Origin of the sequence: Paenibacillus sophorae (assembly GCF_018966525.1) — a bacterium.
Classification (GTDB): Bacteria; Bacillota; Bacilli; order Paenibacillales; family Paenibacillaceae; genus Paenibacillus_AQ; species Paenibacillus_AQ sophorae.
The window spans coordinates 4089041-4110890 of record NZ_CP076607.1 but is presented as its reverse complement, the minus strand read 5'-3'; the positions used below and the strand labels follow the sequence as shown (position 1 = coordinate 4110890).

The window sequence follows — 21850 nt, the reverse complement described above, 5'->3', positions numbered from 1 at the left end:
GGGGTTAAGCAATAATCTGGAATATTATTGATAACGTAAAGGGGAAAAGGACATGCCAAAAGTGAATTTGAATCTGACCGAGGTCCCGATCCGCGAGAAACGTTTGGGTTCGATTACTGGTTTTGCCGGAACTGCGGGAGACCTGGTCAACTGCTCCAACAGCGGCTGCCTGAAGGACGGTACCCGTTCTTTCAGCCAATGCATGGGCTGCAGCTCGGGAAATGCTTTTTGCCAATTATCCATGATTCGGGATGCGGCGATGGTTAACCATGCGCCCGTCGGCTGCGCCGGGGATTTCTTCGGCTTTAATTTCGTATACCGCGTCGGGCAGATGGAACGGGATTTACCCCCGGCTATCGGCAGATATTTTAATACAAATATCGAGGAGATGGATACGGTCTTCGGCGCTTTATCCAAACTGGAGAAGACGATCCGCCTCGCGTACGATAGAGTAAAGCCGAATGCGATCTTCGTAACCACATCCTGCGCCTCGGGGATCATAGGTGAAGATGTGGAAAGTGTCACAGACCGGATGACGAATGAACTTGGGATACCCGTCGTAAACTGCGTCTGCGAGGGCTTCAGATCCAAAATTTGGACCTCCGGCTTCGATGCCGCCTATCACTCTATTGTGCGTAAAATTGTGAAGCCTCCGCAGAAGCGGACGAACAAGGTGAATATTATCAATTTCTGGGGCAGCGATGTCTTCTCGAAGCTGCTGAACCGCCTGGGCTACGAAGCGAACTATGTCGTTCCCTTTTCCACAGTAAGCCAGCTGGAAACCATTTCCGAGGCTGCGGCAACGATTCAGATTTGCCCGACGCTTGGAACCTATATGGGAGCCGCGCTGGAGCAAGTATACGGCGTGCCGGAGATTAAGGCTCCAATGGCTTACGGTTTGGCGGGAACGGATGCTTGGATGCGCGAGCTGGGACGCGTTCTGGACTGCGAAGACGAGATTGAGGAAATTATACTTGAAGAGAGAGCCGCTGTTTTGCCGAAGCTGGAAGAGTACCGGGCTAAGCTTAAAGGTACTACCTGCTATTTGACTGCTGGCTCAGCCCATGGCCACGCCCTGATCGCCCTGTTGAGTGAACTGGGAATCGAAGTGCAGGGCGCAGCTATTTTTCATCATGATCCTATTTATGACAATGAAAGTACTGCGGCGGATATGCTGGATCACACGGTCAAGACCTATGGAGACATTAAGGGATATAACGTCTGCAACAAGCAAGCCTACGAGCTGGTCAATATTCTGAACCGCGTCCGTCCGGACCTGATGATCGCCCGTCACGGGGGAATGACGCTCTGGGGGGCCAAGCTTGGCATCCCTACCCTGCTGATCGGGGACGAACATTTCAGTTGGGGATACCAGGGGCTGCTTAATTATGCGGAACGCATTCTGGAGACGCTCGATAACCGGGAGTTTGTAACCAACCTGGCGAAACACAGTTCCATGCCTTACACCAAATGGTGGCTGGAGCAAGATCCATACACTTTTTTGGGAGGCAATACTCATGTCGAAGCTTATTGAACAGCCAAGGTATTCCTGCGCACTGGGCGTTCAGCAGACCGTCATCGCAATCCAGCGGGCTGTGCCTATCGTCCATGCAGGACCGGGCTGCAGCACCAAGATTCACGGCCTGCTTGGTCAAGGGGAGGGCTATGCGGGAGGAAGCACGATCCCCTGCACCAATTCGAGCGAATCAGAAGTCGTATTTGGCGGCGAGAAAAAGCTGCGGGGTGTCATTGACGGTGCGTTCAAGGTCATCGACGCCGATCTGTTCGTCGTGCTCACCGGCTGCACCTCCGATATTGTCGGAGACGATGTAGGTCAGGTGACCCGTGAATTTCAAAATCTCGGCAAGCCGATTGTGTTCGCGGAGACCGGCGGCTTCAAGAGCAATAACTATGTCAGCCATGACCTTATCATCAAGGCGATTGTCGAGCAGTATGTCGACCGGTATGCGCCCGCCAAAGGTGAAGTCATCCCTGGACTGGTTAATGTCTTTGCCTCCATTCCATATCAGGACCCTTACTGGATCGGCAACTTGCAGGAAATTAAGCGGCTGCTGACAGGCATCGGTCTCACGCCGAATATCCTGTTCGGTCCCGAATCGGGCGGCGTAGAAGAATGGCTGACCGTTCCTCAGGCTGAATTCAATATTGTCGTATCCGCCTGGCCGGGGCTGAAAAGCGCCAAGCTGCTCAAGCGGAAATACGGAACACCGTTTTACCATTTTCCCTATTTACCGGTGGGAGGGGTGGAAACGGGCCGCTTTTTGCGGGAGGTTGCGGCATTCGGCGCCAGCCTAGACCGTGAAAAGGCCGAGAAATTCATCGCGGACGAAGAACGCAAATTCTATACGCATATCGAGCGTACAGCCGATTTCATGCTGGAGTTCCGTTACGGCATCCCGCGTGTATTCTACACGATCCTTGACGCTACTTACGCCGTAGGCTTCTCCAAATATTTATTGAATGAGCTGGGCATTATTCCGGCGGACGTTCAGTACATTGTCGACGATACTCCCGAACAGTACCGTGAAGGAATCCGTGAACAGTTCCGCCGTATCTCGGGCAGAAGGTCAGCGAGTGTGGAATTCTCGGTGGACGGCGGAGAGATTCAGGAGAATATCAGGAAGACAAGTCCGAAGCAGCGAGCGCTGATTCTCGGAAGCGGCTGGGAACGCGACCTGGCTGTCGATATCGGGGCCGATCTGCTTCCAGTCAGCGTGCCGATCACTTACCGGCTGGTATTGAACTGCGGCTACGCGGGGTATAACGGCGGTCTGCGGCTGATCGAGGATATCTATGACCGCGTATTGGGCACGTACCGTTAAGCGCATAAAAGACAACTGAAGAAGGGGCTTTCCCAGTACCGCAACAGATGACGAGCGGTTGGGAGCCCCTTTTTCCACGCTTTAATTCAGAACAAACTCCAATTCCCCTTAAGTCTGGCATGTTTCTCGGCTAAGGAGAGCAGATGCCGGGTGAACCAGACAAGTGCTGCATCAGCAGCGATCAGCACGACGAGCGCCCACATCCATTGTCCGCCGGTATTCCCGTACAGCGCCCCCCGTACGAGTATCAGGCTGTAGGTAACGGGAAAGAGCAGAGACAGTCCTTTTGCCCACACCGGGAATACGGAGGGAGGGATGCGCACACCCCCGAAGAGCTCCATCGGAGCCTGAAAAATGTAATACAGCAGGCCTGAGTCCCGAGAGAACAGGGAGACGGCGCTGAGCATCGCTCCCCAGATAACCGCAGAGCATATGATAAGTGCCAGCACCGGCAGCAGAATGGCCCATTTCACCTGCCCGGGATCAGCAACAAACCAAAAAGTCAGGAAGAAGAATGCCGTGAACATCCAGATTCCATTGAACAGGGAGTACAGTGATCTGCCGTATAAAAAGGCCATTTTGGAGGAAGGCGTCAAAAAGATGATTTCCAGTGTGCTTTGTTTGCGTTCCAGCTCGAACAGCCATGCCGAATGCACCGTGGTCCAGAACAGCTGAAATACCAGATAACCGCTAAGCAGGAACAGCGGTATTCCGCCGGAAGGGATTACTCTGGACAAGGCCGAGCCTTCGCCGGTCCGATAAGGCTGCATGGCATAGTAGGAGGTCAGAAAGGCAAGCGCAGGCCAGAGCAGCATGGAGAAAAATACGGCTTTTCCCCTGGTACGGCTTCTATGCTGCTTCATAATTTCCGCCAGGAGCGAGATCATCCATCCGCGCTTCTTCATGATACTTTGCCTTCCGACAGCAGGATGATGGCGTCTTCCAGATTGGGCTTCTCAGCGGAAAAGGAGACGACCTTCAGTCCATTCTCGGCCGTCCAGGGTAAAAGCTTGGTGATGAGCTTGTCGGCCGAACGGCTTTTTACGGTCAACCGGACTGGTTCATCGGAGGATGAGCCGGATTCGGCAGAGGGCTTATGAAGTTCCGTCCATTCTTTCCGGTTCAGTCCGATTTCGGCATGCAGGTATTCCAGCAGCAGAGGATTCAGCTCATCCCTCCAGCCTGCCAGCTCAAAATGCACCGTCTGCATGCCCGCCACCCTTGACACAATGCGATCCGGAGTGTCGCACATCAGCAGCTCCCCGCGGTTGAGTACATTTACGTTGTCGCACAGCTCCTCCACTTCCTGCAGATAGTGGCTGGTGAGCAGAATGCCTTTTCCCCGTTCTTTCGCAAGACTGCGGACCATGCCGCGCAGTTGCCTGGCTATGGGCGCGTCCAGCCCGAGCGTCGGCTCATCCAGAAACAGATATTTCGGGTCGTTGATGAGGCCTCTTGCGATTTGCAGCCGCTGCTTCATGCCTTTGGAATACTGCTCCACCGGACGGTCCGCCGCTTCCCCAAGGCCCACCTCATTTAGCAGCCGTTCGCTTTCCAGCCGGAGACGGGCGGAGTCCAAACCGTACAAAGACCCGAAATATTGAAGGTTCTCTCGTCCCGTAAGCCGCCAATACAGCATCCGTTCGCCGCCTGCGATCATATTCACTTTTTGCTGAATGGCGCTGCGGCTGCGGTTCATATCGAGTCCGTCCACCTCAATGCTGCCTGCTGTCGGATTAAGCAGGGTAGAGAGCATGCGGATAGTCGTCGTTTTGCCGGCTCCGTTAAGTCCCAGCAGCCCTGTGATTTGTCCGGGCTCAAGAGTGAGCGACAGCGATTTTACCGCTTCAGTCTTCACGCGTTCGGCACGGAACCAGCCAAGCCTGTTCTTAGTTTCGTATATTTTGGTAACCTCGTTCATGGCAATCATGCCGTCACAGCCTTTCTTTTTATGTAATTCATACCGTTCCACGCAAAAAATATCCCTTCAATACCGCTCGAACATTCGCAGCTCGATCCTTCTGCCGCTCCACAGAGCAAGCGCGATATAGACGGCGCAGAGCAGCAGGACGGGGACAATATCGCCAATTCGGATAACCCCGCCCGTCAGCAGGCTTCCCCGCAGTAGCGCCAGCGCATCGGTCAAGGGAAACAAATTTCCCGTAAGCCGCAGAGCTTCGGGCAGATATTCCCGGGGGAACTGAAATCCGCACAGCAGGGCGGTAAACGCAAACAGCGTATTTTGCACAAAAAAAGTATCCCGCGTATGCAGCATAACGCAGCCCAGCAGAAGTCCCATGGAGAAACAGGACAATAAATAGGCGCAAATTCCAATCAGTAATGAAACAAAGTCGAAATGAGGCAGTCTTAAACCCGCTGCAATTCCGAAAATCAGCACGACGGCAAGCTCGAACAGACTGCGCAGAAGCTGCTGAACGGCAGTCCCCGCAAAATAACCAAAACGGCTGGAAGGGGAGAGCAGCAGCGCTTCCAGTGTACCCTCCCGCCACTCCGTAATCAGCGCTCTTGAAACATTCATAATCATGCTTACCGAGAACAGATTCAGCGCTCCGCCGATAATGACATACGTTAAATAATCGGAAGTGCCCGCATAGGCGGCAAACTGGCTTTGGACATCGCCCTGAATCAGATATACATAGGAAAAATAGGTGACAAGAACGAGATACGTTCCATCAATGATGTGGCCGAACGTAAATGTCCAGGGATAAGCTCTGAGATTGGACCTTTGGTTCCTGACCAATGTCGCAAAGGCGGTATGCCACATGTTCATGTGCTCCTTTTTATGGATCGTGTATTGACTATTGCTCAAGAAACTGTCTTTGCAGCACAAGCGTCATCTCGAATTCTTCCTTGTCCGCGGAGTAAAATTGGTAGTTTCCCCGGCGTTTGGCTCTGATCAGACCGGCTTCGGTCAGAAGCTTTAAATGCTTGGACACGGCCGCTTCGGATATCCCGAGTACAGGCGCAAGCTGCTTCGTGCAGTGCGGTCCTTTCCAGAGCAGCTTCACGATTTTGAGCCGGGTCTCGTCGCCAAGCGCCTTGAAGCGCAGCAGCAGGTCGGCCGGCGGAGACTCGCTGTACGGAAGCTCCGGAATATCGACGGCAAGCGGCAGATAGAGATCATTTCCGAACCAGCCGATTAAGAGATGAGGAAAAATGAAGGCGCTGGGAAACACATAAATATGCTCCAGACTGTCATAGGCAAAATGGTAGGTATTCGCTTTTTGGGCGGTAATCGTTCCTTTCTCTGCAAACAACCGCGGATGAAGGGAAGCTATGGCTTTTTCTGCGGACTTTTCGGCCTCCTGCTGAAAGGCGGCGGCTGCCGTCTGCAGCCAAGGTTCGACAACCTGCCATTCCCGGCGAAAAAAAGATTCCTCATACTCGGCAAGCGTGCTTGTAAGCAGTTTGCGGAATTCCTCCAGCGAGTCGAGCAGCGTTATCCCAGCCTCCTCTAATTCCTCATCTTCCAGCCCTCTTGCGCCGTTCATCCATTGGATGATGCTTCCAATCGGCACTCTATTGTTCAATGCCAAATGGATCAGCTCCGCATCCGGAAGGGTGTTCAGCGCATCTATGCCTTTACGGCAGGTCATAGGCTGTCCCGTATGGTCTGCCAGGTCGACTAATGCGGTCCAGCAGTCGGTCAATCCGCCAATTTGTCGGATGGCATCCCGAAGATGGGGAGGCATTTCTTTCAATAAATCCTGCGACCATTGAAGCCGCCTTGGATGATGCTCCGGCTGGAAAAGCACATGCAGGCTGCACAGCATTTCATGGAAGGGACTGACAACGGTTTTGATTTTATGGTGCAATAATGGTAATGAGCTCATTAAGTTCCTTTCCGATTAACCGGATGATTAATCAAAAACCACTTTCGCGAAAAGTGTTCAACATTATATAGGGGAGAATGGGCAGTGTCAATGAAAAAAACCAGACCTCATTAAAGGTCCGGCAAAGATAGTAGAAAGAGATTTCAGGAGGATTTATAAATCTCCCGCATCACATGCCGCAGTTCGGGTATGATTAGCCGGGTCATTGCAAGCCGGACCGCTCCAACTGATCCGGGCATGGAGAACACGGCGGTGCTGCCGATTGTACCGGCAACCGCACGGCTCAGGATCGCCGCGGTTCCGATATCCTCGGCAAAGCTTAAGTAACGGAATATTTCCCCGAATCCGGGCATCTCTTTGTCGAGCAGCGACTTGACTGCCTCAAAGGTGGTATCGCGGGGAGCAATGCCGGTGCCGCCTGTGAGCAGCACGGCTTCGATGCCGCTATCCCCTGCGCATTCGTGAATGAGCTCGCGGATATCGTCATAATCATCCTTTATTATGGTCCGCCCGGCAATCTTGTAGCCGGATTCTTCAAGCAGGGTCTCAATAAGGCGGCCGCCTTTATCCGTATCCATCGTCCGGGTGTCGGAGACCGTAATAATATAACAATTGACGGAATCGGGGGCTTCCATGCGGTGCTGTTCGACTGAATTCATAGGTCTTCTTCACTCCTTGCCGCAAATTTTCGTGAATTCTCATACGCCACTATCATAGGGGATAGAAGTGCCAGCCGCAAGGAGTGTGAAAATGGAGAGATGTGAGCGTTTACTTAGAAAACGTATACATTATTTTTGATAAGGTTGCTTCGCCGGTAAGGAATGTAGTACACTCGCTTACAGAACAGATACCGGGGGAGAGAATGAGATATGGATAGAACCATTCCTGTATATATACTGTCGGGCTTTCTTGGCAGCGGCAAAACGACTCTGCTCTATCGATTGCTGCAGTATTGGAAAGATCAAGATATGCGTCCGGCCGTCGTCATGAACGAACTCGGAGAGGTCAACTTTGACGGCATGATGGTCGATAAATCGGTGCCGATGGCGGAACTGCTCGGTGGCTGCATCTGCTGCTCCGCAAGCGCGGATCTCAGCATGGAGCTTAATACCCTGGTGAAAAAAGAGTCGCCGGATGTCATCGTGATTGAAGCGACGGGGGCAGCCAATCCTCTGGATATCATTGATAATGTTACGGAAACATCGCTCTACAGCAACGTCGAGTTGAAGGGCCTGATTACCGTAGTCGACGCCGCCCATCTGCTTCAGCTGTACAGAGAGCAGAAAGGAGCCTCATACCGGCTGATGCAGGAGCAAATCCGCAGCGCTTCCGTGCTGATTCTGAACAAAACGGACCGCGTGTCCCCGGAAGAAGCGGAGGAAGTGAACGGGGTTCTGCGCAAATGGAATGCGTTCGCGGAGATTATTCCGGCGGTACGATGCGAGGTAGACCCGGATAGACTAATTGACAGCACGGATAACGCATCCTTGGCGGAAATCTCGGAAGATGCGCCGGAAACGGATTCTTCGGCCCGGGTGTTAGATGAAGGCTTGTTAGAGGCAGGGGAAACCATTACAGGAGATATGAAACGGGCCGCGCATGATCATGTAATGGCGTATACTCACTTTTTTAAGAATCCAATTAACAGTGTGGAATTTGAAGCTTTTATCAAAGAACTGCCAGGCGACGTATACAGAGCGAAGGGTGTGCTTACCTTTAACGATACATCCGGGCGCTTTCTGTTCCAGTACGCGTACCGGGAGTCGGATTTTCTAAAGATTAACCCGCAGGGAGAGGTCACGGACGTGGCTGTATTTATCGGGGAGCACTTCTCCTCAGGGGACCTGCGGAAGAAACTGCTGAAGCTGGAAGGACGGGGATTGACCCTGCCCGGAACCGTAAAAAGAAGCTTATAGCTTCAGGGCATTGTGGATCTTAGGGCTAACCGGGAAGTAATGCAGAGGGCGCGGAGGGCGGCATCAACTGATTCGTCCCTGCGGCCGAAGTTTAATACAAAGGCATAGAACATCAGACTGCAGGAGGTTGAAGGTTATGACCCGAATTCAGTACCAGGACTGCATCGACTCTTGTCTGAAATGTATGAACGCCTGTAATGTCAGCTATGTCTCAAGCCTGAAAGAATATGACCTTGAGCAGCTGCGGGAGTGTATCCGGATGGACCGGGAATGCGCCGATATTTGCGCCTACGCCATTCAGGCGATGACCCGCCAAAGTCCTTTCGTTGCCGATATTTGCCGCCTTTGCGCGGAGATTTGCGAAGCCACTGCCAGAGAGAGCGGTAGATATAAGCTTACACATTGTCAGGAATGTATAAATGCTTGCTTGAAGTGTGCGGATGCCTGCCGCCAAATAAGCGAAGCTGTTGCCATATTGGCTTGAGAATGTACGTAGCAATAACTTCTACAATAGAGTAACGGGCCAGCTTTTGCGGAAAGCTGGCTTTTATTTTTCATCAGTCGTAAGATATCATAGAAGGAATCGTAGAAGGTAGAGGGAATTAACAGGAGTCCGGCGAATTATTTAAATATTGAAAGCAGAGGTCTTTCATCCCATACATAAGCGCCAGATAGTTATATTAACAACAACGATACATTATGACGGAGGGCAGATGAAGGAGGACACACAATTACCGCAAAGTGAACATTCCAAAGAGCTGTTCGCCTATTTTGGACTGGCCGTCTACTATTGCCAGGCGTTGGAGCAGCAGCTTACCAACCTGCTTCTGCTGACGAAGCTTTCCCAGGGGACCTTACCGTCCGAGGCGGAGCTTACGGATTTATATCAACGTAAACTCGGCAATTCACTTGGTCAGCTCATTAAAGAGATCCAGCATCATTTTCCTTTCTCGGAGGAAGAGACGACGCAGCTGCATCATGTCTGGAAGCAGAGAAATTATATTGTTCACGATTATTTCAAGGAACGAATTCAGGACACGTTTACTCCTTCCGGCAGAGCCCGCATGATCAGAGAACTGAAGCGGTTCAAGAATAAAGCCAGCGCTCTGGAGCTGAAGCTGCAAGGCTACTGTTCGGAGCTGTACCGAAAGCTGGGGTTGGAAGGCAAACTGGACGATGAAGATTTATTTGGCGGCGATTCTTCCGCCGAATTGAAGCGCCGCAATCGCTAAAGCCCGTGATGTTACCGAAGTAAAGCCTCTGCTTGGCAGAAATGCCGGCAGAGGCTTTACTCATTCAATTCTTCAATGCCGCTTTGGGCAGCCGCCGGGAGTGCTGTTGTTATTCGGACCGCGCCCAAGGAGAGGGCAAGCGAGGAAACTGCGGTTTTCGCCGCCTCCAGCAAGCCGGAAATATGAGGCCCCTCTCCTGGTTCCCACCACCAGTTCCGGATGATAAGTTCACCGGACGCTCTGTCCAGAACTGGTTCGAATCTGGCGACAAAACGGTCGTTATAGAGCAGTGGCAGCACATAATAGCCATAGGAGCGCTCCCCGGCGGGCTTGTATACCTCCCACCGATACTTAAAGCCGAACAGCTGACGAGTAAGCTCTCTGTCCCAGATCAAATTGTCGAGGGGGGCCAATGCGGCGGCATAATGTCCGCTCTCGAACGGGTTATCCTCGGGCCTATCCCTCAGGAGCGTTTCCAGATCAGCGGCGTCGGAGGTTCGAACATAAAGCGGGGGCTTGATTCCTTCCACGCTTACTTCCCTGATGGAATCCGCAAGCAGCAGCCGCTGGATTGCGGCGGCGCGCTCCCCGCTCTTGAGATCGCTTATACCCAGCCAGCCATCACCGGACCTGTTCCACAGCAGGCCGATTGCTCCAATTCTCCGGAGCACATACCAGTCATGGTACGATTCTACCGACGGATTGGGCTCAGGCTCGTTAAGGTGATCTTCCGGCAGAAGATTTTCCGTGAAATCATAATAGCGGCGGGTATGAATCCGATGATGGATGGACAATTCTCCCCAATAATACATGCTCTCCAGCGCGGCGCGGGACAGTCTGGCGGGAGCCCATGCCCAGTCCACTTTGTCTTTCCAGTCCAAATCGAGCGAGGAGAGCGGGCCGCGCGACGCAATCTCCGAGCGGACTTTGTGGACAAGCGCCATCACAGCTTCATTGGAACCGTACCGGGCGGCTGCGCTGTCCCTTAGTCTGCGGAAATATGGCCAATCTTCCGTGCAGTATATCGACATGTTTTTGTCCCAGCTGTCGAGGAGCAGCCTGTCCTTATATAGCAGCTCTTGAACCAACCCTGGCTTAAAGTCGGGGACCCGCGCTTGGAGCACAAGCTCATGATTGTGGCCGGTGATATTCAGGGGGTCGTACTGGATACAGTTGACATGCCGGATGTAGCGGTAAACGCTCGCTTTGCCGCCTGGCAGACGGTATGGGCCGAGCCGTTGATGCTTCAGAAGAAAGTGCGCAGCCTGGCGCTTGGATACGTCATAGCTTATCAAGACGAATTCACTCCGCTTTCGTTGGGTGATTATCCCATTATAACGAACAAATGTTCCGTTTGCAATGAAAGAAAAAAAGCTCCGCCTACCTGATCGGTAGTGCGGAGCTTCCGCCGGCAAAGTATAAAGTCCTAGCTTTGCCCGGGAACCGATTGAACAGCAGCCGGTACTTTTACAACCGGATCTGCCTTGGATGCTTGGGCAGTAGCAGCATCCGCGCTCTGTGCGGCGGAGCCAACCTGAAGCTGATACATGCGGTAGTAGCGGCCGCCAAGCGCCATCAGCTCATCGTGGCTGCCCCGTTCGACGATTTCGCCGCGGTGCAGGACGAGAATCTGGTCTGCGCTGCGGATGGTCGACAGGCGATGGGCGATGATAAATGTTGTCCGGCCCTTTTTAAGTACCTCCAGGGCCTGCTGGATAAGGCTTTCCGTCTCGGTATCGATATTGGAGGTGGCCTCATCGAGAATCAGGATCGCCGGATCGAAGGCTAGCGCGCGGGCGAACGAGATCAGCTGACGCTGTCCGGCGGACAGCGTGCTGCCTTTTTCCACTACCGGTTCGTCGAAACCGTGCGGCAGATGGGCCAGCAGCCGGTCCGCACCGACTTCTCTAAGCGCCCATTCGACTTTTTCCCGCGTAATGCTCTCGTCTTCCAGGCTGACATTGGAAGCGATCGTCCCGGTGAACAGATAAGGGTCCTGAAGGACGATACCCATATGCTTCCGCAGCCACTGTTTCGGAATATCCGTCGTTTTTTGACCGTCAATGGAGATGGTGCCGCGCTGCGGATCGTAGAAACGGAACAGCAGATTGATGATCGAGCTTTTGCCTGAGCCGGTATGACCAACAAGGGCGACCGTCTCGCCGGAGCGTGCTGTGAGCGAAATGTCGCGCAGGACGAAGTCTTTTTTGTAGGCAAAGGAGACGTCCTTGAACTCCACATTCCCTTTGTAGCGGGGCATTTCACCATCAGTCACGTTTTCGCCGGGTTCATCCATCAGCTTGAAGACGCGGCCTGCCGATACCATCGAGGTATCCAGATTGGCAAGCTGATTGACCATCCCGATAATGGGCTGGAACATCCGTCCCAGCACGTCAACGAAGGCGTAGAGCACGCCAAGAGAGATGACCGTCCCGCCGCCAAGGCTGCCGGAGCCGAAATACCAGAGCACGAGCGCGAAGGAAAGACTGCGCAGTGCACCGACCAGATTATGTGAGGTCAGCGAGTTGAGATTCAGCATTTTGTTCTGATACTTCAAATAGTCTTCGTTGAGCGCTTCGAATTCGTCCAGCCGCTGCTTCTGGCGGCGGAAGATGCGGATAATGGGCATGCCCTGAATCGATTCGTTGATAATGGCGTTAATCTCGCTGAGGCGCGAGCGGATGATTGTGTTGTATTTGGTTGCGATTTTTCGGTACAGGATGACCCAAATCACGATGACCGGGACGATGAACAGGCTGACCAGCCCGAGCCTGACATCCAGCAGGAACATGGCGGTATATACGCCGATTATATTGATGATCCCGGTGGCGAAGTTCGACAAGACGGCAATGAACAGCTCCTTGATCGCTTCCGTATCGTTGGTTACCCGGGATACAACCTTGCCCGCAGGCAGGTTATCGAAGAAGTAGACCGGCAGCCGCTGGATATGCGCGTATACATCTGTTCTCAGCTTGCGGACGACCTGGTTGGCTGAAGACTGCAGCCAGTAGGTCTTGCCGAATTCGGCGAAGATCGAGATCACTAGGAACAGCCCGAACAGTGCGACCAGCTTGTAAATGCCGGGAAGCTCCGGTTTGTAAAAAGCGAATACGTCATCAATTGCAAGCTGTACGGCCGGATAGCTAACTGCCCTGCCGCCGCGGTCAATCGTGACTTGGCCGTCTTCATAGCTGCGCTTCCCGTCTATCGCTTCAACAGGCTGGCCGATGAAATAGAAGCTTCGTCCGATCTGGAGCAGGCGGACCTCACGGCCCTTGGACTCTCCCGGTTCAAACCGGTCGCCGCGCTTGAAATATTCATTATTGTACTGAACGGCGTTGCCTTGCGAACTGGTTTCAAAATAAGGTCTCTCAATGGCAAGCATATGGTTATCAATCATGCTTCTGGCTATAAAAGGGCCCGCCAGCTCCGCTGCGACTCCGATGGAGAGCAGGAGAAGCGCTGCGATGAAGGTTGTCTTCGCATGCAGCGCATACTGCAGCAGGCGTCTGCCCGTACTTTGTTTCAAAATGGATGGCACCTCCCTGGTGAATAGTGAACACTTGCTTATCACGCCTGATTTCGTTTGTTTAGTTGAGATTATTCTCCACCTGCTGGCGTTCGTATTGTTCCTGGTACCAGCCGCCCAGTTCCAGCAATTCCTTGTGCGTTCCGCGCTCGATAATCACTCCGCCATCCAGAACAACGATCTGGTCGGCATGTTCGACGGCGGACAGGCGGTGGGTGGATATCAAGGTCGTCTTTCCGGCTCTGCGGGACCGGATGTTATCGACAATCTGGGCCTCGGTCCGGGCGTCCACAGCCGACAGCGCGTCGTCGAGGATCAGGATTTCCGGCTCGGCGATAAAAGCGCGGGACAGCGACACCCGCTGTTTCTGACCTCCGGAAAGTGAGACGCCGCGCTCTCCGACAAGCGTATCCAATCCGCTTTCCAGCGTTTCCAGATCGCTGAGGAAGGCTGCGGTGGAGACCGCCTCCAGAATCTTGTCGTCGCTTGCGCGCTCGAGTCCGAATTGTATGTTCTCGCGCACGGTTTTGGAGAACAGAATCTGTTCCTGCGGCACATAGCCCATCCAACTATGCAGATGGTCTAGCGTAATGTCCTGGATCGGAACACCCGAAATGCGGATGCTGCCGGTTCCGGTTGGGTATTCATGAAGCAGCTGTTTGAGCAGCGTCGATTTGCCGCTGCCGGTGCGGCCGACAACGCCTAGCGTCTCACCTTTGGCCAGCGACAGGCTGATACCGCTCAAATTATCAACGGGGGACGTAGGGTAGCGAAACGTCACATTGTTAAATTCAATTCCATCAGGCCCGGATATCGCTACCGGATGAGCTGCATCCTGTACATCCGGGACGGAATTCAGCGTTTCATCGATCCGTTCGAGCGAAGCGCCGCCGCGCTGCATAATATTGATCAGCTCGCCGATTGCGAACATCGGCCAGACCATCATGCCAAGGTACATGTTGAATGATACGAGGTCGCCCAGCGTGATCTGATTTCGGAAGACGAGATAGATTCCATACGTCAGACCGATAATGTAACTCAGCCCCACGCAGAACCGGATGGTCGGTTCGAAAAAGGCATCGACCCGGGCTACAGCCATATTTTTGCGGTATACATCATCCGTGATTTCCCCGAATCGCTTCTCATCCAGACGCTCCTGCACATAGGCGCGGATCACGCGCACGCCGGATACGGATTCCAGCACCTGGTCGTTCATAGCGCCGAAGGCGTCCTGCGCCAGACTATAGCGGTCATGAATGGCTTTGCCGTAGATCACCATCGCCACCGCAATCAGCGGGAGAGGCAGCACGGCAGCCAGCGTCAGCTTCCAGCTCACCAGAAAGCCCATGGCAAGGAGTACGACGGAGAAGAATACGGTGGAGTCGACGAGCGTCAGCATCCCAAAGCCCGCGGTTACGGATACCGCCCGGATGTCGTTGGTGGCCCGGGCCATCAGGTCTCCGGTACGGTTTCGCTCGAAGAAAGAGGGGGTCATCGTAAGCAAGTGGGTCATAAACCGGGAACGCAGCAGGCGTTCAACCAGATTCGATCCTCCGAACAGGCTGCGCATCCATATGTAAGTAATCCAGTAGATGATCAGAAGCAGAGCGATAATCATAACAATGTACTTGATTAGCGAACCTGCCGTAATGGATCCGTGTACGATTTCGTCAATGGCGTTACCAAGGAGACGCGGAGGCAGCAGTTCAATGACGCCGGCAATAATCAGCACGAACAAGCCGATCGTATAGCGTCTTTTCTCCCGGTGGAAGAACCAGCCGAGATCTTTTAATACGGAAAACATGAAATCCCTTCCTTTCGATTAGGAGTAGCATCGGCAATTAGGCCCTAGGTCAATCGGGATTAACGTTCGGTGAAGAGCAAAAAAGGCATACCATCCGTTAACGGACGATATGCCTGGTTTCTCAAACGTATCATGCGCACGGTGCAAGACAGCACCGGCCAGAAAAATGTTCAGCTTCCCGAAAGCAAAAGCGGCTAGAACGCGCGCATTCGGGGAAGGTTCACCTGCAGGGCTGCTTCGGTATTCAGTTGGATAAGGCTGCCGACATTAATGTGATGTATATCCATGAATTTAAACACCGAGATCACCCTTTCGTTAATAATTTGGTAATGATTAGAAGACGTTTCGCTCATGTCGAGTTTATCACCGGTCTTGCAAAATTGTCAAACATGTTTTTGAACAAAATTAATTTAGCTTGAGTCGCAACATGTCACATTTGGTTGGAATAGAGCCTGGGATTAGGGTATGATAAAATTAACAGACAAAGGAGTTGAGAGCTTTATGAGCATTACTGTCAGTCCTGAAGCCGCCTCCTGGTTCAAGAGGGAGCTCGGTTTAACGGACGGCGACTGCGTCCGCCTGTTTCCAAGGTACAGCTCAGGCGGCGGGCTCCATCCCGGATTTTCACTCGGCATTGCCGTGGAGCCGCCGGGGCGCCCGGGACTAGAAACCTCCAGGGAGGGCATCGTTTTTTACATGGAGGAGCAGGATTTGTGGTATATGGAGGGGTACGGACTGTCGATCATCTACTCGCCGGAAGAAGATGATATCGAGTACCGGTACGAGACTGAGGCTGGCGGGGAGAAAGTGCCGGAAGCCGCCGCTGGCGCTGGCGCAAATAAGTGATACAACAACTGGAGCCCTTGCCGGAGGCAAGGGCTGTTTTTTGCGGTTGGCGTCCGCTGTATGGGAAGCGGCGATCAATGGGACCGGCGGAATGTTTCTTCTTCCATGGCGAATTCAAAATCGTCGATATCGTATACCATTACAGGGACGCCGCCGTCGATGATCCGGTGAATCAGCTCGACCTGATCCGTTAAGATCGGAACCTTCGCCCGCTGCGAGGTCAGCAGAAGCTCGGTCTCGATTGGGTCGTAGGTTTCGCCGTAACTGGCATTGTCCACACTGTTGATGACGGTTATTTGTGCCCGCTCGCCGAGCAGAATGGCCGGACTCTTGGCCCATGGAACGTTCAGACAGCGGCGGATCTTTTTTTGGTTGAGCGGCTGCTCGAAGTAGGCGATCAATTCACCGATCTTGGCCTTGACGTGCTGATCGTCGTCGGGAATGTTCATCAGCGGCTCGTCGCTATCCCGGAGCTCGTACAGTTCCAGTATTGTTGTATAGGGAACGATATATTCCACTGGTCTATTCGGTACCAGCAGTTGGCCGTAAATGGCCATCATAACGGCTTCCGTCACAAATTGTCTTGACATCATTATCCTCCTGAAATTCGGGTGCTGCTGTAATCCTTGGATAGGATTTAAAAATATCAAAACACTGTACGGATTAAAAGTCAATAAGCGCCTGTACCGAAGACGCGCTTACAGACTGCCAAGAAAAGACAACAGAGGATAGAATCCGCTTGACCTAACTCGATTTCTATCCTCTGTTTGCATGTATGCTCACATTCTTCCGATGATGAGCGACAGGATGCCCGCAGCGATGAGCGGTCCGACTGGAACGCCTTTGAAGACGGCGACTCCGATGACGGTTCCGATCAAGAGTCCGGCGACAATTGTCGGCTGGCTGCCAATCAGGGCTGCTCCCCGGCCTCCAAGATAAGCGACAAGAATGCCTATACCGATGGCAGTCAGCGATTTCCAATGGAGAAATGCCTGCCCCACGGTTTGAAGCGAGATGCGCCCGCTTGCCAGCGGTGTCATAACGCCGACCAGGAGGATAATGATGCCAACCGTCAGTCCATATTTTTCGAGCCACGGGTAGACCTGATGGAGACCGAGCAGACGCACCAGCAGCAGCGCCACCATGGCGATGGTCACGGTCGAATTGCTGCTGATAATGCCAAGTCCGGCCAGTCCCAGTAGAAGCAGGGAAGTGTAGTCCATCTTCAATTCCGCTCCTTGTCTTCAGTCAGGCGCTTGGCCGCCGCATGCGCTGCGATCAGCGCTCCGTGCCGGCGTCCCGTCTCGATGAAAATCTCGTTGGCGTTACGGCCGGAGGCGATAACTCCAGCCACGTATACGCCCGGAATGTTCGTCTCCATCGTCGCCGGATCAAATACGGGCTTATCCATATCGTCGTCCATCAAGACGCCGATGGAGGACATTAGCCTGCGGTCCGGTCTGAAGCCGGTCATCGCCAGAACGAAATCATTGTCCAACGCGTAAGATTCACCCTGGGAGCCGGAAGATACGACAACGGTGTCCGGCGTAATTTCGGTAACTCTGGACGAAAGATGAAGCCGGAGCTTTTCCTTTTGCACCATGCTTTCAAAGATTGGGCGGACCCAAGGCTTGATATTGCCGGAGATGCTGTCACCGCGGTAGATCATGTCTACCATAGCGCCGACCCGAATCAGCTCAAGAGCCGCGTCCACGGCCGAATTACTGCCTCCGATAATTGCAACCTCCATACCGGTATAAGGGTGCGCTTCCCTGAAGTAGTGGGTCACCTTGGGCAAATCCTCGCCGGGAATGCCGATCCAGTTCGGCTGGTCGAAGTAGCCGGTGGAGATGACGACGGAGCTTGCTTCCCGGGTCTGGCGCTCGCCCCGCCGGTTCACTGTTTTTACGCTGAATGTCCCGTCTTCGAGCCGATTGATGGCTGTAGCTTCTTCATAAGCGGCGATTTCCAGACCGTGCAGCTCGGCAGCCTTACGGTAGTAGACGAGCGCCTCGTGGCGGTATGGCTTTTCGTTCGGCGTCGTAAAGGGAACATCGCCGATTTCCAGCAGCTCCGGAGTGCTGAAAAATTGCATATGGGTCGGATACAGGTAAATGGAGTGGACAATAAAGTTCTTCTCCACAATAATCGCGGATAGGCCCTGCCTGCGGCATTCAATGGCGGCGGAAAGGCCGCAGGGACCTGCGCCAATGATAATGACATCATGCATAAAGCGGATTCCCTCCTGTTAAGTTCTCGTATTATCTTCGTCCGTTTAAGAACGTGCAAACTAAATCCTACCGCAAATTGCACTGTTTTTCCAGGGCAGGACACTGACGCATTTCCATTTGCATAAACAGTATCATTCATTGTATAATTAGATATATATCTAATGAGTTTTCGTTAAGAGGAGTGTGTCTTTGATGCAGCTTGATAAAATCGTAGGATACCATAAAGCACTCGCCGATCCCACGCGCCTTCGCATGCTCCTGCTTCTGTCGAAAGGGGAAATGCACGGCCAGGCGCTGGCGCAGAAGCTGAACCTGTCGCAGCCGACGGTGACGCATCATGCGTCCAAGCTGCGCTCGGCAGCGCTCATCAATGAACGCCGTGAGAAGAATACCGTCTATTTCAAGCTGAATCCGGAATTTATACGGAAGGGCGGAGAGGCGTCGCTGCAGTTTATTTTTGACAAGGGAGCGAATGAAATGGAAGAGGAGAGCAAGGAAGAGAAACTAAAGGAGTCGGTGCTCCGCAATTTCTTCGCCAAGGACGGCCGTTTGCGGCAAATTCCGGCGCAGTACAAGAAGAAGCTGATTGCCCTGCAGCATATTGTCGAACAGTTGAAGCCGGGCGTTGTATACAGCGAGAAGGAAATCAACATCTTCATCAAGCAGTATCATGACGATTGCGCAACAATCCGCCGCGAGTTCATCATGCATCAGTTCATGTACAGGGAAAATGACAAATATGAACTGAATCCCCGGGAAATATGGACAAACTGGGAATCTGTCAAATAAATTTCTTATTAATCTTACAATTCTGTGACGGTTCAATTTTGAATTGATTAAAATTTGCAGAATCGAATAAAATGGAATTGTAAGCGTTATCTATGGCAAGCTAGAAAGGAGTCTTTCGAAATGCTTTTTAAAAAGTTTAAGAAAGAAGCCGCCCCCCGCCAAGTTACCGTAACCTTGCCTGAGGTCAAACAGGCTGTGCGTCAATTCGAAAAGGATATGCCCGGCCAAATCAACCGGACCGTCCTGATGAAGGATGATAAAAGCATCGATCTGTCCCGGCTGGCCCGTTATTTGGGCGGAAGATCCGAGCAAAAGTTCTATATGTCGAGAGAAACGTTCGAGATCTTCGAAGAAGTAGATAAAGAGATTCCCTATTTTCTTGATATGGTGCAGTCGGCGGTCGACAACTATATCAGCGATACGGGCAAGCTGCCTCTGCTTGAAGAATCGGAGCTTCCCGAAGTTCACTATCATTTGCTGGCAAGTGAGAGGTATTTGAAGGAATTGCCGCCTTTTCCGCTGTATATTACCGAAGAGGAATTGATGCTGACCCACCGTCCGGAGCATTTCGGGTGAGCGATGCCGTAATCGCTTGCAGCCGGGCTTGACGGTCATGATTTCCTTTGTTCCTGCAGCCGCTCCAACCTCAGTTTTGATTCCGTATCGCTTGCCAGGTGAATGGTAATTGTCGCATTCGGCAATTCCTCGGATTGAAAGGAAAGATAATTGAGGCGAATATCGCCGACGTCGGGATGGTGGATCAGCTTTTTGCCCTCTGGCGTTCCCGCAATCGTTTGTTCATTCCACCAATCCGCAAATTTTTCGCTGTGCCTGCGCAGTTGATTAATTAATTCCGTCCGTTCCGGATTCTCAGGCAGCTGGCTATGGGCCATTCTCAATTGACTCACGCGCAGTTTGGAATGTCCTTCCCAGTTGTCCAGCAGTTTTTGCATATACGGGTCCATGAACGCACGCCAGATCGAATTTCGCTGCAGATTGGACATACCGGAGTAATCTCCGAATACTGACTGAGCTGCCCGATTCCAGGCAATAATATTCCACTCGTGGTCGGAAATATAAGCGGGATAAGGGTTCTGCAAATCCAAAAACTGCTGTAATCCGGGGCTGACCTTAAATGAGTCGGGCGTTTCTTCAGGCAGCCGCTGTGCCGCCAGTGTATATAAATACTCCCGTTCCTTTCGATTGAGCTGAAGCGCATTGCTTAATGCAAGCACCACCTCGGCGGAAGGGCGCACGGGCCTGCCTTGCTCCAAACGAACATACCAATCGCTGCTTAAACCGGCCAATTCCGCAACTTCCTCACGGCGCAATCCCTCTACCCGCCGCCTGCTTCCTGAAGGCAGACCAACCTCCTCCGGTGTGAGCGAGGCGCGTTTTTTTCTTAAAAAAAGTCCCAGTTCCAGATGCTTGTCTTGAGTCACGACGGCAAAGCCAGCCCCTTTCTCTTTACATAGGATTGCTAATCCTAGGATCATGCGTCTCTTCATGCCATACAGAGCCAATTATACACTGTATCGTATCTAAGAAGAGAGGATGATTCTTCATGGAATCCGCTACTAAGCTTAAGGTTTTCCCCGTTACTCTGCAATGGCTGCTTACCGCCATATGTGCGCTGGCCGTTGCCAATCTGTATTATGATCAAGTTCTGCTGTCGGATATCGCCAACAGCTATCATGTTCCTCAAAATGCATCCGGCTTGCTGTTTACGATGATGCAAGTGGGCTACACGCTTGGCTTATTATTTATCGTTCCGCTTGGAGACCGGTTTGACAGACGCAAGCTGATTGTTGCGAGCTTGCTTTTGTCGGCTTTTTGGCTTGCCGTTATGACAATCGCGCCTTCGTATAGCCTTCTGCTCGTTGCCGCTTTGGGTCTTGGGCTCAGCACAGTTGCGGCTCAGCTGATTATTCCGTACGTTTCTTCCAATATGGATTCGGAGAAAAAGGGGGCCGTCACAGGCAGGCTGCTGACGGGTGTCTTTCTTGGCGTGCTCGTCGGACGTGTTGCCGGCGGGTGGATCGGACAGATGTTCGATTGGCGGACCGTTCACTGGCTTGCGGCAGGTATTTTATTGCTGTCTGCTGTTTATGTGTTTGTGAAACTGCCGGAGGATTCGGCCAAGAAGCAAGACTCTTACACCAAAATCATGCTGTCCATGATTCCCCTGCTGAGGGAGGAGCCGGTGTTAAGAGAAACGATTTTTTTCGGCGCGGCCGCTTTTGCCGCCTTTAATGTCTTTTGGGTTCCCCTTTCCTTCATCCTCAGTGGTGCTCCTTATCATTTCGGGAACGGGGTCGCCGGATCATTCGGGATCATCGGGATCGCCGGCGCCTTGGCGGCGGGCTTCGCTGGACGGCTGTCGGACGGCATTCATGCTCGCGGATGGAATGTGGCTGCGCTGCTGACGATGCTGTTCTCCTTTGTATTATTAGGCATGGGTTGGTATCATTTGTCTGTTCTCATCGCCGTTACTTTTGTGCTTGATGTAGGCTCCCGTATGAACATGACTTTGAACCAAGGACGCATAAGCCGCCTGAATCCTGGGCATCACAGCCGTTTGAATTCGCTCTATATGGTCGGATATTATCTTGGAGGCTCCTTCGGCTCATGGGTGGGGACCGCGGCCTATCATTACGGGCAAGTGAGCGGAATGATTGTTGTCGGATGCTTGCTTCTGACCTTGCCGGTTGTTTTTTTCCTCGCTAGTCTAAGAAATCATCGGCGTCTCCCGGTAAATGCCAATGATGTTTTCCGGAAAATATAAGGCCGGTCCCAATTTCCTCTT

General features: G+C 52.6%; 22 protein-coding genes. 10 read left to right on the top strand and 12 right to left on the bottom strand.

The annotated features are described in order from the left end of the window. Positions 1–52: 52 nt before the first annotated feature. Together KP014_RS19365 and KP014_RS19360 are read left to right on the top strand one after the other, a co-directional pair. Positions 53–1534: a nitrogenase component 1 gene (locus tag KP014_RS19365; RefSeq protein ID WP_036593664.1), complete on the top strand. Its 1482-nt coding sequence runs from the start codon at positions 53–55 to the stop codon at positions 1532–1534. Further along, positions 1518–2843 carry a nitrogenase component 1 gene (locus KP014_RS19360; RefSeq protein WP_090833744.1) on the top strand — a complete coding sequence of 442 codons (1326 nt, stop codon included), beginning with the start codon at positions 1518–1520 and terminating at the stop codon, positions 2841–2843. Before KP014_RS19365 ends, KP014_RS19360 begins: the two co-directional genes overlap by 17 nt. An 86-nt stretch (positions 2844–2929) precedes the next feature. Here KP014_RS19360 and KP014_RS19355 read toward each other — a convergent pair whose 3' ends face one another. The 5 genes from KP014_RS19355 to KP014_RS19335 all read right to left on the bottom strand — a co-directional run bounded on the left by KP014_RS19355 (position 2930) and on the right by KP014_RS19335 (position 7356). Next, entirely contained in the window at positions 2930–3748 is an 819-nt protein-coding gene (locus KP014_RS19355; RefSeq protein ID WP_036602701.1) for an ABC transporter permease, read from the bottom strand. Then, positions 3745–4815: an ABC transporter ATP-binding protein gene (locus KP014_RS19350; RefSeq protein WP_246590554.1), complete on the bottom strand. Its 1071-nt coding sequence runs from the start codon at positions 4813–4815 to the stop codon at positions 3745–3747. The genes KP014_RS19355 and KP014_RS19350 overlap by 4 nt, the downstream gene beginning before the upstream one ends. Positions 4816–4830: 15 nt before the next feature. After that, positions 4831–5628 (bottom strand): ABC transporter permease, encoded by a 798-nt coding sequence (locus tag KP014_RS19345; RefSeq protein ID WP_036602698.1) that lies wholly within the window; start codon positions 5626–5628, stop codon positions 4831–4833. 34 nt (positions 5629–5662) lie between these two features. Then, positions 5663–6679, bottom strand: coding sequence for an ArsR/SmtB family transcription factor (locus KP014_RS19340; protein ID WP_216700397.1), 1017 nt, complete (start codon positions 6677–6679; stop codon positions 5663–5665). 161 nt (positions 6680–6840) lie between these two features. Beyond that, entirely contained in the window at positions 6841–7356 is a 516-nt protein-coding gene (locus KP014_RS19335; protein ID WP_036602692.1) for a MogA/MoaB family molybdenum cofactor biosynthesis protein, read from the bottom strand. 210 nt (positions 7357–7566) lie between these two features. Between KP014_RS19335 and KP014_RS19330 the strand changes: the two genes are divergently transcribed. The 3 genes from KP014_RS19330 (at position 7567) to KP014_RS19320 (ending at position 9845) form a co-directional block, all read left to right on the top strand. Next, the gene (locus KP014_RS19330) at positions 7567–8613 is read left to right on the top strand and encodes a CobW family GTP-binding protein (RefSeq protein ID WP_036602689.1); all 1047 of its coding nucleotides are present in this window, start codon (positions 7567–7569) and stop codon (positions 8611–8613) included. A gap of 136 nt (positions 8614–8749) precedes the next feature. After that, a complete protein-coding gene (locus tag KP014_RS19325) occupies positions 8750–9097 on the top strand; it encodes a four-helix bundle copper-binding protein (RefSeq protein ID WP_036602686.1) in 348 nt (115 codons plus the stop codon). Positions 9098–9326: 229 nt separating this feature from the next. Beyond that, on the top strand, positions 9327–9845 hold the full coding sequence (locus KP014_RS19320; protein ID WP_063619548.1) for a hypothetical protein: 519 nt from the start codon (positions 9327–9329) through the stop codon (positions 9843–9845). A gap of 56 nt (positions 9846–9901) precedes the next feature. Here the strand turns inward: KP014_RS19320 and KP014_RS19315 are convergent, their stop codons facing one another. The 3 genes from KP014_RS19315 to KP014_RS19305 all read right to left on the bottom strand — a co-directional run bounded on the left by KP014_RS19315 (position 9902) and on the right by KP014_RS19305 (position 15178). Beyond that, positions 9902–11140: a winged helix-turn-helix domain-containing protein gene (locus tag KP014_RS19315; RefSeq protein ID WP_090833742.1), complete on the bottom strand. Its 1239-nt coding sequence runs from the start codon at positions 11138–11140 to the stop codon at positions 9902–9904. A 131-nt stretch (positions 11141–11271) separates the two neighbouring features. Next, the gene (locus tag KP014_RS19310) at positions 11272–13374 is read right to left on the bottom strand and encodes an ABC transporter ATP-binding protein (protein WP_090833741.1); all 2103 of its coding nucleotides are present in this window, start codon (positions 13372–13374) and stop codon (positions 11272–11274) included. Positions 13375–13435: 61 nt separating this feature from the next. Further along, a complete protein-coding gene (locus tag KP014_RS19305; protein ID WP_036599266.1) occupies positions 13436–15178 on the bottom strand; it encodes an ABC transporter ATP-binding protein in 1743 nt (580 codons plus the stop codon). A 69-nt stretch (positions 15179–15247) separates the two neighbouring features. On the opposite strand from KP014_RS19305, the gene KP014_RS29150 reads away from it, so the two are divergent. Further along, positions 15248–15376, top strand: coding sequence for a hypothetical protein (locus KP014_RS29150; protein ID WP_281426418.1), 129 nt, complete (start codon positions 15248–15250; stop codon positions 15374–15376). 303 nt (positions 15377–15679) lie between these two features. Continuing rightward, positions 15680–16024 (top strand): HesB/YadR/YfhF family protein, encoded by a 345-nt coding sequence (locus tag KP014_RS19300; RefSeq protein ID WP_090833740.1) that lies wholly within the window; start codon positions 15680–15682, stop codon positions 16022–16024. Between the two features lie 74 nt (positions 16025–16098). Here the strand turns inward: KP014_RS19300 and KP014_RS19295 are convergent, their stop codons facing one another. The 3 genes from KP014_RS19295 to KP014_RS19285 all read right to left on the bottom strand — a co-directional run bounded on the left by KP014_RS19295 (position 16099) and on the right by KP014_RS19285 (position 18254). Further along, positions 16099–16614, bottom strand: a complete 516-nt coding sequence (locus KP014_RS19295) for a hypothetical protein (protein ID WP_036592012.1) — start codon at positions 16612–16614, stop codon at positions 16099–16101. A gap of 189 nt (positions 16615–16803) precedes the next feature. Then, a complete protein-coding gene (locus tag KP014_RS19290) occupies positions 16804–17247 on the bottom strand; it encodes a DUF441 domain-containing protein (protein WP_036592006.1) in 444 nt (147 codons plus the stop codon). A 2-nt stretch (positions 17248–17249) separates the two neighbouring features. Further along, a complete protein-coding gene (locus KP014_RS19285; RefSeq protein WP_036592004.1) occupies positions 17250–18254 on the bottom strand; it encodes a YpdA family putative bacillithiol disulfide reductase in 1005 nt (334 codons plus the stop codon). A gap of 193 nt (positions 18255–18447) precedes the next feature. Between KP014_RS19285 and KP014_RS19280 the strand changes: the two genes are divergently transcribed. After that, positions 18448–19044 carry a DUF2087 domain-containing protein gene (locus KP014_RS19280; protein ID WP_036592001.1) on the top strand — a complete coding sequence of 199 codons (597 nt, stop codon included), beginning with the start codon at positions 18448–18450 and terminating at the stop codon, positions 19042–19044. A 120-nt stretch (positions 19045–19164) separates the two neighbouring features. After that, positions 19165–19620 carry a DUF3939 domain-containing protein gene (locus KP014_RS19275; RefSeq protein ID WP_036591998.1) on the top strand — a complete coding sequence of 152 codons (456 nt, stop codon included), beginning with the start codon at positions 19165–19167 and terminating at the stop codon, positions 19618–19620. A gap of 35 nt (positions 19621–19655) precedes the next feature. Here the strand turns inward: KP014_RS19275 and KP014_RS19270 are convergent, their stop codons facing one another. After that, entirely contained in the window at positions 19656–20486 is an 831-nt protein-coding gene (locus KP014_RS19270; RefSeq protein ID WP_036592016.1) for a helix-turn-helix transcriptional regulator, read from the bottom strand. 122 nt (positions 20487–20608) lie between these two features. Here KP014_RS19270 and KP014_RS19265 point away from each other — a divergent pair, with 122 nt between their 5' ends. Next, positions 20609–21829 carry an MFS transporter gene (locus KP014_RS19265; RefSeq protein WP_090833738.1) on the top strand — a complete coding sequence of 407 codons (1221 nt, stop codon included), beginning with the start codon at positions 20609–20611 and terminating at the stop codon, positions 21827–21829. Positions 21830–21850 lie beyond the last annotated feature (21 nt).